At 51.3% G+C, this 13,976-nt stretch carries 13 protein-coding genes; 5 read left to right on the top strand and 8 right to left on the bottom strand.

Annotated elements, in window-relative coordinates; all coding sequences use genetic code 11:
• The first annotated feature begins 3 nt into the window (after positions 1 to 3).
• Positions 4 to 342: an ArsR/SmtB family transcription factor gene (locus KP014_RS07920; RefSeq protein ID WP_036602627.1), complete on the top strand. Its 339-nt coding sequence runs from the start codon at positions 4 to 6 to the stop codon at positions 340 to 342.
• A 637-nt stretch (positions 343 to 979) separates the two neighbouring features.
• Here KP014_RS07920 and KP014_RS07915 read toward each other — a convergent pair.
• The 4 genes from KP014_RS07915 to KP014_RS07900 form a co-directional block, all read right to left on the bottom strand.
• Positions 980 to 1,897, bottom strand: coding sequence for a radical SAM/SPASM domain-containing protein (locus KP014_RS07915; protein ID WP_051500551.1), 918 nt, complete (start codon positions 1,895 to 1,897; stop codon positions 980 to 982).
• A gap of 19 nt (positions 1,898 to 1,916) precedes the next feature.
• Positions 1,917 to 2,900 (bottom strand): Gfo/Idh/MocA family protein, encoded by a 984-nt coding sequence (locus tag KP014_RS07910; protein WP_090834516.1) that lies wholly within the window; start codon positions 2,898 to 2,900, stop codon positions 1,917 to 1,919.
• A 50-nt stretch (positions 2,901 to 2,950) separates the two neighbouring features.
• The gene (thrC, locus tag KP014_RS07905; protein WP_036602621.1) at positions 2,951 to 4,360 is read right to left on the bottom strand and encodes a threonine synthase; all 1,410 of its coding nucleotides are present in this window, start codon (positions 4,358 to 4,360) and stop codon (positions 2,951 to 2,953) included.
• A 126-nt stretch (positions 4,361 to 4,486) separates the two neighbouring features.
• Positions 4,487 to 4,987 (bottom strand): CYTH domain-containing protein, encoded by a 501-nt coding sequence (locus KP014_RS07900; RefSeq protein WP_036602618.1) that lies wholly within the window; start codon positions 4,985 to 4,987, stop codon positions 4,487 to 4,489.
• A gap of 144 nt (positions 4,988 to 5,131) precedes the next feature.
• On the opposite strand from KP014_RS07900, the gene KP014_RS07895 reads away from it, so the two are divergent.
• The 3 genes from KP014_RS07895 (at position 5,132) to KP014_RS07885 (ending at position 7,664) form a co-directional block, all read left to right on the top strand.
• On the top strand, positions 5,132 to 5,938 hold the full coding sequence (locus KP014_RS07895) for a 3'-5' exonuclease (RefSeq protein ID WP_036602615.1): 807 nt from the start codon (positions 5,132 to 5,134) through the stop codon (positions 5,936 to 5,938).
• 134 nt (positions 5,939 to 6,072) lie between these two features.
• Positions 6,073 to 6,825, top strand: a complete 753-nt coding sequence (locus KP014_RS07890) for a MerR family transcriptional regulator (protein WP_246590664.1) — start codon at positions 6,073 to 6,075, stop codon at positions 6,823 to 6,825.
• A 266-nt stretch (positions 6,826 to 7,091) separates the two neighbouring features.
• Positions 7,092 to 7,664, top strand: coding sequence for a shikimate kinase (locus KP014_RS07885; RefSeq protein WP_425517261.1), 573 nt, complete (start codon positions 7,092 to 7,094; stop codon positions 7,662 to 7,664).
• Between the two features lie 74 nt (positions 7,665 to 7,738).
• On the opposite strand, the gene aroD is transcribed toward KP014_RS07885, so the two are convergent.
• From aroD to KP014_RS07865, 4 genes are all read right to left on the bottom strand, one after another.
• The gene (aroD, locus tag KP014_RS07880; RefSeq protein WP_036602608.1) at positions 7,739 to 8,503 is read right to left on the bottom strand and encodes a type I 3-dehydroquinate dehydratase; all 765 of its coding nucleotides are present in this window, start codon (positions 8,501 to 8,503) and stop codon (positions 7,739 to 7,741) included.
• Positions 8,504 to 8,534: 31 nt separating this feature from the next.
• Positions 8,535 to 9,749: an MFS transporter gene (locus tag KP014_RS07875; protein WP_036602606.1), complete on the bottom strand. Its 1,215-nt coding sequence runs from the start codon at positions 9,747 to 9,749 to the stop codon at positions 8,535 to 8,537.
• Positions 9,750 to 9,872: 123 nt separating this feature from the next.
• A complete protein-coding gene (locus KP014_RS07870) occupies positions 9,873 to 10,736 on the bottom strand; it encodes a shikimate dehydrogenase (RefSeq protein ID WP_036602605.1) in 864 nt (287 codons plus the stop codon).
• Positions 10,737 to 10,809: 73 nt separating this feature from the next.
• Positions 10,810 to 12,801 (bottom strand): NAD(P)/FAD-dependent oxidoreductase, encoded by a 1,992-nt coding sequence (locus KP014_RS07865; RefSeq protein WP_090834500.1) that lies wholly within the window; start codon positions 12,799 to 12,801, stop codon positions 10,810 to 10,812.
• A gap of 142 nt (positions 12,802 to 12,943) precedes the next feature.
• On the opposite strand from KP014_RS07865, the gene KP014_RS07860 reads away from it, so the two are divergent.
• Positions 12,944 to 13,855, top strand: a complete 912-nt coding sequence (locus KP014_RS07860; RefSeq protein ID WP_036598681.1) for a LysR family transcriptional regulator — start codon at positions 12,944 to 12,946, stop codon at positions 13,853 to 13,855.
• Positions 13,856 to 13,976 lie beyond the last annotated feature (121 nt).

Here is a 13,976-nt window from a genome sequence, read left to right as displayed (position 1 = left end):
GATGTGAAAATGCTCCATCATCCGGACTGCCAGGATATTCAATTGTCCTCTGTGCTTTACGCCCTAAGCGACCCGATCCGATTATATCTGGTTGATGTTATCCATAAATCAGGAGAGCGGAGATGCGGAGATATCGCTGTCCCCGTCGTCAAATCCACCCTTTCCCATCATTACCGGACACTGAGGGAGGCGGGCATACTTCGCGTCCGTGTGCAAGGCACGCAGCGCTTCTCCAGTATCCGTACGGAGGATCTAGAGACCCGTTTTCCCGGACTGCTTGCATCGATATTGGATGCCTATCATGCCTCAGGGGAAGCAGAGCGGTTAACTGCACCCAACTGACTACCCATCCATTGATCGCGTAAAAAGAGGGTGTACCCTATGCCATGGAAATGGCTGCCGGGACGTTTTTTTGAGGGGGAATTGAACTTCGTAAACGTTAACAGGAGTAATGTATTTCCAGCCCCTGGGGGCATGATAAAGCAAAGTATGCAAAAAACTGAGATTGTGCAGCTTTTGGTTGCCTGAGAACACCTATTGTATAACATGCCTACGAAAATACAGGTTTTTCTCCGCTCAGCCTCAAATTCAGTCAGCACAGCCTCAAATTCCTGTATGATAGCAGGATTTCCTTGTGAATAAGCGTTTTGGGTAAAAAAAGCTGCATCTTAGCTTTTTTGCAAGACGCTGAACTTAAGTCACAACCAACCTAACCTCATCACTTGAGTTTGAAGCGACAAGGAGGCCGCACCCACGCTCGCAGCAATACATATCAACACCCGGGCCGCCTCAAAAATCTTTTTCGAGTCTCCCGAATTCACTTTCTTACTCTGTGAAAACGTTGACGAATAAGAATAACAGAAGCCAGCAAGTCTTTCAAAACCGAAAGACCTGCCGGCTTCTTAACTCCTCTTTGCATTTTCAGATTATCCACTTATGGGACAGCCCCTAATAGACCATCCGTTCCCTATACTACCGTTCAGTTCTCATTGCGATTTACAACGGCAGCCCTTTCCGGTTCGCTCGAACCGAACCGCTGCCTGTAGCCGCATCTGCGGCACAGCTCCTCCACCGCTTCCCTGCGGGAGAAGCCGTAGAACAGATTGTTCGCCCGTTCTCCCTCCACGATCTCGGAGAACGGCGTCTGGTTAATGTTGCCGAGATTAATGACGCCCTCTCCATCCAGACAGCAGGGCACCACCGTCCCGTCGACCAGTACGGCGGCCTGGCTGCGAAGGGCATGGCAGAACCCTTTACCATCGTCTTCGGGCGCGCTAAGACTGGGCCACTCAAACTCATGGTCCTGATTCAGAAAGATCCGCTCGGCGATCTTCACGCTGCTTCCGGGAACGATCTTTTCCTCGATCTGGTAATCCAGCTCGAATGCCGATTCCAGTACGGACAGCGTCTCCCGATTCCGGTTTCTTTGCAGATTCGTCAGATTGTCCGGTGTGAGATTCCAGAGCCGGAAGGAGATAAAGACCCCCTGCGCCGCAGCTTCCTTGGCGAATCCGATAATCTGTGAAAGATACCCTGCGCGGTCCTCGGAGCCCTCATGTCCGTCGAAGCTGTGCAGCGAGAAGTTCATCTGCCGCAGCGCCGGCTTCCCCAGCAGCTTGTGCCCTGCTTTGCGGATCAGCGTGCCGTTGGTCGTAATGTTAACCTTGAAGCCTTTGTCATGCGCGGCATCCAGCAGTTCATGGATTCTCGGATGCAGCAGCGGCTCGCCTTTGACATGCAGATAAATATGCGAGGTATGCGGCTTGATCTCATCCAGAATGACGCTGAACGTTTCAGTATTCATAAACTTGGCCTGCCGCTCCGTTTGCGGGCAAAAGCTGCAGGCCAGATTGCAGACGCTTGTAATCTCGATGTATACCTTTTTAAATGTCTTCAAGCTCCGCTCTCCGTTTCTCCTACCATTGATCCGCGGCGTATCTCAGTCCGATCTGCCGCCGCGCTTCCTCCATAATTTCCGCCGCCGCCAGCGAGCAGGCATGCGAATTGACGGAGCTCTCGCGTTCCCCCGCCTTAAGCAAGCGGATAAATTCCTGAGCTTCGTAGAACATCGACTCGTAGGTCTGCGGCACAGTCAGCTCTTCAACAATTCCGTCTCTGTAACGAATCTTGACCTCATACGGCTGGCTGATTTTATCGATCACCATCGTGCCGTTCTCGCCCTGGATTTCCACCGGCAGATAGGATTCGGTAATCTTGGAATACATCACGGCAGCATCCATATCATCGTAACGCATGACGATGCTGCCCTCGCCGTCAACGCCAGAGGACAGCATAACGCCGGTCGCCTTCACCGTATCCGGCTTGCCGAACAGCACGACCATGGGATAAAGACAATAAATGCCGAGATCCATCAGAGCGCCATTGGAAAATGCCGGATTGAAGGCATTCAGCACCGTTCCCTGAAGGAAAGCGTCATAACGCGAGGAATACTGGCAGTAGCTGGCGAAATAGCGCCGGATCCGGCCGATTTTATACAGATTCTCTTTGATAATCCCGAAGTTCGGAACCAATGTCGATTTCATCGCTTCCATAAACAGCACATTGTTGCGCCGCGCAGCCTCGATTACACGTCTCAGCTCAGCCGCGTTGGACGCGGCGGGTTTCTCGCACAGCACATGCTTGCCGTGACTAATGCAGATAAGCGCATGCTCGGCATGCAGCGAATTAGGGCTCGCAATATAGACGGCGTCGATCTCGTCGCTTGCCGCCATAGCTTCCAGATCGGTGTAGACGGAGGCTCCGGCGTACTTCGCGGCGAACGCCATGCCTTTCTCCTCGCTGCGGGAATACACAGCCGTCAGCAGAAAATCTTCATTTTCCAGTCCCGACTTCAAGAACCGGTCCGTAATCCAGTTGGTTCCGACTACGCCAAATCGAATGGTGGTCATGCAGCTATCTCTCCCTTTAAAAGTTTTCACATCATCCATCCCTATCCGATTTCTGCGGAAAGCGTATAGAAGGTCTCAAGCTGGCTTGCGATCTCTGCCTTGTCATGCTCGGTCACGGTCATGTGCTGCGGCAGCGCAGACAGACCAGCAATCTCCGCCGGAAACTCCTGTTTGATGTTCAGCAGGGAAATCGCTTCGTCGAACTTGGCCGGGTGCGCGGTTGCATACGTGATGCCGATCTCGCCCGGCCCGTTATATTCTTCATAAGCGGCAATACCGCAGGCGGTATGCGGGTCCAGCAAATAGCCGGATTCCTGCTGGTATTTGGCGATTATGTTCAGACACTCCTCATTCTTCACGCCAAGCGCGGCAAATTCGGACTGCACCTGCTCAAGCAGCACCGGATCGACCGTAATGGCCCCTTCACGCTGAAGCTTCGCCATGTAATCTGACACCTTCGCGGAATCCTCACCGGACAGATAATACAGATAGCGTTCGAAGTTGCTTGCCACCTGGATGTCCATCGAAGGGCTGTACGTGCTTTTGAAATCGCCGGGCTTGTACTCTCCGGTCTTGACGAACCGCTCCAGAATGTTGTTCTCGTTCGTGGCAATGATCAGCTTGCTGATTGGCAGACCCATCTTCTTAGCGAGATAGCCGGAGAAAATATTCCCAAAGTTGCCGGATGGCACACTGATGTTGACCGTCTTGCCTTGCGCCGCCTCCGGCAGATGCAGGTAAGCATAGAAATAGTAGACCGTCTGCGCCAAAATCCGCACAAAGTTGATCGAGTTGATCGCGCGCAAATGATACCGGCTCTTGAAGTCCAGATCGGCGAACAGCTCCTTGATAATCTTCTGGCAGTCGTCGAAGTTGCCCTTGACCGACAGGTTGAGCACGTTCGCGTCATTGACCGTCGTCATTTGAAGCTCCTGCACCTTGCTGACTTTATTATGCGGATGCAGAATACAGATCTTGATGCCTTCCTTGCCGCGTACGCCCGCGATGGCCGCCGCTCCGGTATCGCCGGAGGTTGCGCCGAGAATATGAATAATTTCGCCGCGCACTCTGGAAATATAAGAGTACAGCTCGCCCATAAACTGCAGCGCAACGTCCTTGAACGCAAAGGTCGGCCCGTGGAACAGCTCCAGCACATACAGCGAATCATTGATTTCTTTAAGCGGCGTCACTTCCGGATGGCGGAATGAAGCGTAGCTCCGTTCCACCAATTCCTTCAGGTCCCCGTCCGGGATTTCACCGTTTGTATAATAGGAAAAAATCTTCAGGAACAGCTCCTGAAAGCTTAAAGACCGCCATTCTTCGAGCGTCTGTGCAGATACGGTAGGAATAACATCAGGAATCATCAGTCCGCCGTCATCGGCCAGACCCATTAAGACCGTATCAATAAAACCTTTCGGTTCAACTCTGCCTCTTGTGCTAATATATTTCATTTTCTACTCAGCCCCCTGAATTTCGCGCTTTCGAATTTACCATATATATTAACACGTTTATGTGTTAAAGTCCGTTGTATTCTGCATGCTTTCGCCAGTTTTCCGCCATTTTTCGCAATTCCTTTGCTAGTGAGCCGAATTCTGCAATTCTTTCCAGACCGTCTTGTTGCTGTATTTCTTCTCTTCGCTGATATCCAGGCCGAACCAGTCCGGCGCCTCGAAGCTTTGGGCTTCCTCCAAGGAATGAAATTCAACCTCGACGACCGACAGCTTCAGTTGATCATAGATATCGATTTCTACCGTTATGCCGTTCCATTCGCCGGTAATGCGTTCCTTAATCAGCGGCACCGCCCGGACGGCACGAATCATTTGTTCGTACAAGCCCTGCGAGATTTCATATTCGATTTCCTCGCGGCTGATGCCAAGGCCGTTCTTGAACGTATGGGTGTAATGCAGCTCGCCGGAACTGAGGTCTTCAAGCTTGCGGACGCGCAGCTCCTGCGGTCCGTCAATCGCCAAATAAGTCTGTTCGATGCGCTGCCGGCTGTGAATGTTCAGCTTCCCCTCTTCAATCAGCTGCTGCGGAAACTCAGGAAGCAGGAACTTGCGCTCAATCTCCATTGCCATCTATATTTCTCCCCTTTTCACGTATGTCAGGTTAGTAAATTGTAAATTGGCGCTCAAAGGAAGTCAATCCGGGAACAATTTGTTAAAATAGAAGAATCGGTGCGAGAGATCGTATCAGTCTAAGCGTATACGGAGGCAACTTTTGTGGATTATATCATTCTGGACATTGAATTCAACGGCCGCAAGTTTGCCAGCGAGCATCCGATGGAGGTTATCGAGATCGGCGCCGTGCGGCTGGACGCTTCGCTGCGTCCTGTCGACGAGTTCACTTCGCTGATCAGACCCGTCTATTTTGCCACGCTAAATTCGTTCATAAAGAAAAAAACGGGCATCCCGCAGGAAGAAATCGACATCGCCCCCCGCTTTCCCAAAGTCATCTCCGCCTTTCGGCGCTGGCTTGACCTAAGCCCGGACGGCGTGCTGCTGCTGACCTGGGGAGGGGAGGATATGAAGCGCATTATCCAGGATACCCGCATGCATAAGATGGACGACCTCTACTGGATGAAGACGCCTTACTACGATCTGCTGAAAGGTCTCCTGCGCGCCCGGGGACTGAAGAATGATGTCAGCGTAGAAGGCGCTATGGAGCTTCTGGGCCTTGAATCCACGGGCTCTGCCCACCGGGCGCTCGGTGATGCGCGCATGACGTCGGACATTTTCCGCGCACTCTTCGGCGAGCTTGATCTGGATCAGGTGAAATATTACAAAGACACCTTCTCCAACGCCCGGGAGCGCAAGACGGTCAAGATTGCGATCAAAGCGATACTGTCGCAAAAAATCGTCCCCACCTGGGAACTCGTTACGGAACATTATTTTACCGGCAAAGTTCCGCTCGACGATCCGCGCAAGGTCGAGGAGCTTCAGCGCTATTTTGCCGCGGAGCTTGAGAAGATGCCCGCCCCTGGCGCTTTCCCCGCCCGCCCCGCTCCCAATCCGAACACCGAAGGCTGAAGAGAGATCCGTCTTCCCTTCCGGCATAACCCTTGCTCCGGCAAGGGTTTTTCTGCTGACATAAAACGTTTGACATTGACGCAGCGTAAAGGTGTACATTGAGTTTGTGAGGAGGTGCCATCACGGAATACACAGTGCAAAAACTCGCATTACTTGCGGGAATCAGCGCGCGCACGCTGCGTTATTACGATGAGTTCGGGATTTTGAAACCGGCCCGAATTAACTCCTCCGGCTACCGCATCTATGGCCGTCCCGAGGTCGATCTGCTGCAGCAGATTTTATTTTACCGCGAGCTGGGCCTCAGTCTGGAGAACATCAAGGCAATCGTGACCTCGCCCTCGTTCGACGGAACGAAAGCGCTTAAGGAGCATCATGACAGGCTGCTGGAGAAAAGAAAACAACTCGACCTGCTGATCTCGAATGTAGAGAAGACGCTGGCCGACAAGGAAGGAAAGATTTCAATGAGCGATACCGAGAAATTTGCAGGCTTCAAGCAAAAGCTGATTGACGATAATGAGCAGGCCTATGGCAAGGAAGTGCGCGAGAAATACGGCGACGATGCCGTTGACCGGTCCAACAAACAGCTGCTCAACATGACGGAGGAACAATTCAAAGCTATTCAAAAGGTGGAGCAGGAGATGTTCGCTTCGCTTGCGGAAGGCATGAATACCGGCGATCCCGCCGGCGAACCGGCGCAGCATGCCGCTGACCTTCACCGGCAGTGGCTGACGTCGCACTGGGGCACCTATTCTCCGGAAGCCCATGCGGGAGTCACGCAGATGTACGTCGACGACGAACGCTTCACCGCTTACTATGATAAGCATAAACCAGGTCTTGCTCTTTTCCTTAGAGACGCCGTACTCATTTATACAGCAAAGCGAAACTAAAAGAATTTCACCGTGCATGAGAGGCACAGGGGCGCCCTGTGCCTCTCATGCTGTAGATTAATACAGCCGTTCATTCCACCGCCTGCCTCCGCCAATGGTTTGTCACATTATTGTGAACAAATTCACATCATTCAGAATTCCCGTCTACCCTCTATATTCTGGCTATTGCTGTAATTTTCTGTGGACCTTATAATGAATTTATTCATTTAAAGCGGCAGTTTATGCAAAAGTTATCAGCTTCCGTGTTAGTAAGGAGTGGAATGGGCTTGCAAATCAACAATGATATTCCTTTACGGGAAAAGAATATTGTGCTTATCGGCTTTATGGGCGTCGGCAAAACGACAATCGGCCGACATCTCTCCGATAAGCTATACCGCGATTTTATCGATATAGACCAGGAAATCGAGAAGCTTCACGGCATGCCAGTGCCAAAGATCTTTGAATCGATGGGTGAACAAGCTTTCAGACAAATGGAAAAAGAATTCATTACCAAGCTGTGCCGTACAACCCGATTGAAGATTATTTCGCTGGGCGGAGGCTCCTTTCTCCAAGAAGAAATCAAGCAGGTCTGTCTGGCCAACTCCATCGTCTTCTATCTCGACTTAAGCTGGGACTCCTGGAAAGACCGGCTGCAGCTCATCATGGACAGCCGTCCGGTGCTGCAGAACAAGTCGCTGGAGGAGATTGAGAAGTTGTTCTACAGCCGTCAGTCCATTTACGAAGCCAATAACTCCAAAGTCTCTACCGATTCGCTCGACCCCGAAGAAATAGCAGACCATATTATCGATACAATCAAGCTCGGCTGGGAACTGTATGATCCGGCTAGCGATGCTTTCTGAGAAAGTGCAAAGAACCTATCACCTTTTTATGGTAATAGGTTCTTTTCGTGTGCGAGGCTTCCCGTCCTGCCGGATTAGAGGCTGCGGTGCACCAGTTCCAGAGCGGTGCGCAGCTCGGACACCGGAACCTGCCCCGGCGCCGACGCCTTCTTAGCCGATCCGAAGGTCAGAGCGGAGCCGAATACCTCTCCGGCAATCCGGCTGATCATGCCTTTTCCCGCCATCGACATCGTTATAACCGGGCAATCGGGAAACTTTTCCCTCATTGTATAAGTTGCTTCAATCAGAGTTAATACATCCCCGGCGTCAGCCGGCATCAATGCGATCTTAGGCAAGTCTCCGCCAAGCTCCCGACCCTTTTCCAGGCGCGAAATGATCTCCTCTTTAGGCGGCGTCTTATGGAAATCATGATTGGAAATAATGACATAGGCGCCCTGCTGATGCGCATAATCAACCAGCGATTTTACAGTATCATCCCCGGTAAACAGCTCGACGTCGATAATATCGGCCAGACCCGTTTCGGCGGCCGCCCGGTTCAGTTCCGCATAATATTCCGTGCTAATCTCCTTTTCCCCGCCTTCTTTGGCGCTGCGGAACGTAAAGACGAGCGGGAAGTCCGGAATTATATTACAGATATCGGCAAGCGCCGCTTTGACTGCTTCAATATTCTCAACCTGATCGAAGAAATCTACCCGCCATTCCACTACATCGAGATCCAGTGATTTTAGCGCTTCGGCTTCTTCTTTCAATTCCGCAACCGTCGCTCCGACCATCGGAACGCAAATCTTCGGCATGCCCTCTCCTATGGTGACTTGTTTAACCTTAACCGTACCGGTCATTGACTTCACTCCTTACTCATTCTCATAACACTCAAGCTTGAACCCCAGCAGAAACCGGGTTAATAACTCTACGGTACCGCATATTTACGATTATCGCCAGCAGTACGCCGACAAAGGTAACGATTGCGTCAAACAGGATGATATTGCTGATGCTCGTCTTGGACAAAATGCCGGTAATTACCGGGATGGAGAACGTAGCCAGACTGGATGCCGTATAGACGATACCTGTAATTTTCCCCTTGCTGCTCGGAAACAACTCGGACATCGTAGTCAGCGCCAGCTGAAGCACCCCGCCCGCAGCCGAGAACCCGATCACAAAGGCGGAGATAACGCAGACAAGCGGTGTTCTCACCTGCCAGAGCACCAGAAGCGCCACAAAAGAAATGAACGGATACAGCAGCACGAAGGTCACTGGACGAACCAGGCTTTTGACAAGATAAGATGTAACGAATACCGCCAGGAGCGACCCGATACTGTAATAGCTGATTAACTGAAGCGACGACGTCTTGGACATTTGTATGACCTGTTCACCGTATTTGGGAAGCCAGACGGAAATCAGATAAAAAGTAGCCGTGGCGGTGTAACCGATTAAAATCAGGCAGATTCCCTCAATCCAGAAATTCGGTTTGTTTCTGAATTTGCTGTCGCTGCCGCTTTCGGATGAGGCTGCCGGAGCCGCCTGAACTTTATGGTCCGGGAACTTAAGACGAGACAGCACGAGTCCATTCACGATAAAGATCGCGATGCACAGCAGGAACGAATATCCGTAGTATAGATCACCCGAAATCAGCATGCTGATAATCAGCGGCAGCGCGAACTGTCCGGCGGAAATGAAAGCCTTGATGATAACATTGGCTGTGCCCGGCGTTTCGGGAAAAGATTCCATCAGCGCAGGATAGGTTCCGGAATCCAATATCGAGTTGGCCATCCCCGCGAGCAGGGCGAAAATAAAGGCGACAGACACATTCGGAGCTACCAAAATACCGGCGAAGAACAGCGCGTAAATCGCCATTCCGGTAAACACGAACGGCTTACGTCCAAATTTATCGGATAACACGCCGGATACAAAGAGCACGAGCAGCCGGCCAATGCCGAGCGCCGAAATGACATAAGCGACCCCGGTAGTGTCCGTATGAAGCTGTTTGGTTAAGAAATCCATATTTTGGGCCATAATAATGGCACCCATCCCATGCACAAAGTAGTTGATATACAGAGAAATTGCTGTCGGCATATATTTATTTTTCATCTGGTTCCACCCAATCTTTTCTCCCAATAAGGAAAATATTTAAATAGTTAATTTTTTCACAAACTTTTCTATAAAAACCTCTACCCCCCGCATACGCCGCGGATGAATAAATAGATCGGATTTCTAGAACAGCAGCTCTTTGATATAGCCGACAGGCATTTCTTTGCCGGTCCAGATCTCGAAGGCTCTGGCTCCCTGCCACAGCATCATGCCCAGACCGTTGATTGTGCGGCAGCCTCTGGCTTCGGCCATTTCCAGCAGTTTGGTCTTCTTCGGAATATAAACTACATCCGATACCACCAAATCCGGACGCAGCATTGAAAGGTCGGAAATGAGGCATTGATCTTCAAGCGGCTTCATCCCTACCCCGGTAGCGTTGGTAAAAATCACGCTGTCTGCAATTTCCCGACGGAGCGTTTCCTGATCGTCAACATCGAACAGCTGCACTTTACAGTCGGTTTTGGAGCGGATTTTCTCCACGGTCGTTTCGGCGCGGGGATAGAACTTATCCTTCTTGTTGAAGATGGATATCTCCTTTACTCCGTCAAGCGCGGCTTGAATACAGATCGCCGTAGCGGCGCCGCCGCCACCGGCAATCGTCATCTTCTCGCCGATAACATTGATGCCTTCCTCCTTAAGCGCCCGCATGTATCCCGTGCCGTCCGTGATATGGCCGGTCAGAACACCCTCATCGTTAACAACGGTGTTCACCGAGCCTGCCAGCTCAGCGGCTGGAGACAGCTTGTCGAGATAGTCCAGCACCAGCGATTTATTCGGCATGGTAACATTGAAGCCGCGAAGGCCCAATGCCCGGAAGCCCTTGATGACGTCAGGCAACTGTTCGTTGCCGACGCCAAAGGCCATATATACATAGTCAAGTCCAAGTTTAGCAAAAGCTTCGTTGTGCATGGTTGGAGACAGGCTGTGGGCAATCGGAGTTCCCAGCAAACCTATAAGCTGTGTATAACCTGTAATGCGCTCTGCCATTCTTTTATTACTTCCCTTCGTTGTCAATTGATCTATTGTCTAGGAGTGTTCTCTCCTTTAATAGCGCCGCGGATTACAATGCGCCGATTTTTTCCAAGGTCGAAAGAATATTGCGTCCTTCGCGGATGCCGTCGAGAATTTTGCGGGTTCTAAAGCTGTCGCCGATGTTTACAACCTCGACATTCCGCTGCAGAAAATGGTTCTGCAGTTCAGCAAGACCCGGATTCTCCGGTTTCATTCCCAGGCAGACAAAGCCGTAGTCAAACTCGAAATTCTTGTCCTCGCCCTCATAATTGACTTTGAAATGATCTCCCGCCACTTCCACCAGCGCAGTGAGCGTATGAACGGATACATTCTTGTCCTTGATCATCTGCATCATCGACAGCTTGGTGATCAGGTCCAGGTCTCTGCCTAGCTCCGGCAGGCGTTCAACGATCGTAACCTCGGCTTTCCGTTCCGCGAAGAATTCCACAACGTCCAGGCCAACGGCTCCACCGCCGATAACGACGATTTTTTTGCCTTCCAGGTCCATTGCCGAGAATTCGTCGACACGGCGCAGCAGACCGAAAATGGACAGAATGTTCTCGCCTTCCTTGTCGATATGTTCAAGCAGTCCGGCAATCGGCGGCAGGAGCGGCTTCGAACCGGTAGCGTTAATAATAACATCCGGCTTGAAGTTTTCAATAAGCTGCGCGTCGGCTTTCGTGTTGGTAAAGGTAATCAGGTTTTTCAGCTTCTGGCTTCTCTTTTCCAGGTAGTTCGGAAAATCGGCGATTCTTTTCTTGTCCGGGAGCTTGGCGATTTCCCGCGCAAGCCCGCCTACACGTGGTCTTTGCTCGAACAGGAATGTGGTGCAGCCCACCTCGGCAGCCGTGCAGGCCGCTTCAAGGCCGGCGGTGCCGCCGCCGATTACGACAACATTGGTCTGCCGGGTTACCTTGTTCTCTTTGTAATCCTCGCCGTGGATGACTTCAGGATTGATCGTGCAGCGGATCGGACGGTTCAGCGCGATCCGGTGTCCGGCGCAGCCGATGTTACAAGAGATGCATTTGCGAACCATGTCTTCATGTCCGGTCTGCACCTTGCCCACCCAATCCGGGTCGGCGATCAGTCCGCGGCCGATACCGATCAGGTCCGCATCGCCGTCTGCAAGCGTCTTTTCGAGTACGGCCGGATCGCGGAAGTTGCCGGTGGCAATGGTCGGCTTGCCGAACTTGTCTCTGACCGCTTTGGACAGATAAGCGCGCCAGCCGTCCGGCAGATTCATTTGGTCGATCTGATATTGCAGGGAATCGTTCAGCGCCGCAGAAACGTTGAAGATATCGACTTCATCATTCAAAAACTCGAGAATTTGCAGCGTGTCCTCCAGTGTATTGCCGCCTTCGATGAACTCGTCCGCGCTGAAGCGCATCATGATCGGGAAGAAAGGTCCGACTTCCTTTCTGATCCGGTCGATAACCATCCGCGCAAATCTCGCTCTGTTCTCAAAGCTGCCGCCGAACTCGTCGGTCCGCTTGTTATAGACCGGCGACAGGAATTGGCAGAGAAGATACGAATGTCCTGCATGGATTTCAATCGCGTCGAAACCGGCTGCGACCACACGTTTCGCCGCTTTGCCGTATTGCTCGACGATACCCTGAATTTCGTCCTTCTCCAGCGGGCGGGGAACGGCTCCTCCCGTCTTCGAAGGAATGTTCGAGGAAGATACAGGCTGGCCGCCAATCCGTTCAGGCACCGCGGAAGCCCCGGCATGGTTGATTTGCAGCGCTACGCAGGCTCCGTGCTTGTGCAGCTTCTCGGTCAATCTGTACATGCCCGGAATGTAGCGGTCGTGGTCAATGCGAATCTGCGTCGTTCCGTTGGAGCCCATCGGGAACTGAAGACATGCATTTTCCACAATGATGAGTCCAACGCCGCCTTTTGCCCGTCTCTCGTAATATTTCATATGATCCTCGGTAAACTCACCGTTCGGATCACCGTAGTTCGTGCCCATCGGCGGCATTACAATGCGGTTCTTTATCGTCATGCTTTTAACGGTCAGCGGCGAAAAAAGATGTTGATACATGTTGTCCCCTCCATAATAAAAAGCTTATACGCTCAAGTGAAAATCTTCACATGCTTATTATAGAGGACGTGTTATTATAAATCTAATTCATATTTTGAGCATTTTCAATAGAATGTATCTATATATAAAGGAGTGAACCACCATGAACTTACGGCATCTGCAGTATTTCCGGGTAATTGCTGAAACGGAACATATTACACAGGCGGCGATCAAATTATCCATTACCCAACCAAGCCTCAGCCACGCCATATCGGAGCTTGAGAAGGAACTGGGAACTTATCTGTTTGAGAAGCAGGGACGGAATATCCGGCTTACCAAGTACGGCAAGCTCTTCCTTAGTTATGTTAACCGCGCTCTGGACGAACTGGAAAAAGGCGAGAAGAAGGTCCGCGAGCTGACCAGCCCCTCCAGCGGGGTGATCGACCTTGCTTTTATCTACACGCTGGGTGCTCATTTCGTACCCGCGCTGGTGCAGTCTTTTTCCTTACTTGATGAACATAAGAAAATGTCCTTCACTTTTCATCAGGGAAATACGAAAAATATAATCCAAGGCTTGAAGGACGACCAATACGATATCGCCTTCTGCTCTTATATCGACCATGAACCCGAGATCGAGTTTATTCCTTTGGCCGAGCAAGAGCTGGTCGTCATCACGCCCAAGAATCATCCGCTGTCTGCAGCCGGCAGCATCGATCTTAAGGACACGGCTTCCTATCCCATGGTTTATTTCAATCCAAAAAGCGGCCTGCGGCCGATCATCGACAGTTTGTTCGCCAAGGTGGGCGCAAGACCAAACATCGTATGCGAAATTGAAGAGGACACCGCCATGGCGGGTCTTGTATCGGTAGGATACGGCATTGCGGTAATGCCCCGTATTTCCGCCCTTTCCCATTTTGATGTGGATGTGCTCGATATCAAGAACCCGTCTTATGAACGTTTTATTTATGTCGCGAGTGTCCGCAACCGCTATCTATCTCCAGCCGCCACGGAGTTCCGAAATTTCGCTATAAGTTATGGAAAGAATTTTTTTCAAAAAACGCATAAACAGTTCTAACTATACACACGTTGGTGCCGATGTACGGGGCAGCTTCGCAGGTCCAAAATGGCGGATCAATGGCTACTCCTCGGTCCGCCATTTCATTTACGTGGAATCGCTTGCCCGGCTGGGGTTCCTG

This window comes from Paenibacillus sophorae (genome assembly GCF_018966525.1).
GTDB classification, from domain to species: domain Bacteria; phylum Bacillota; class Bacilli; order Paenibacillales; family Paenibacillaceae; genus Paenibacillus_AQ; species Paenibacillus_AQ sophorae.
Note: the sequence above shows the minus strand (reverse complement) of the source record. Positions and strands in the feature narration are given on the sequence as shown.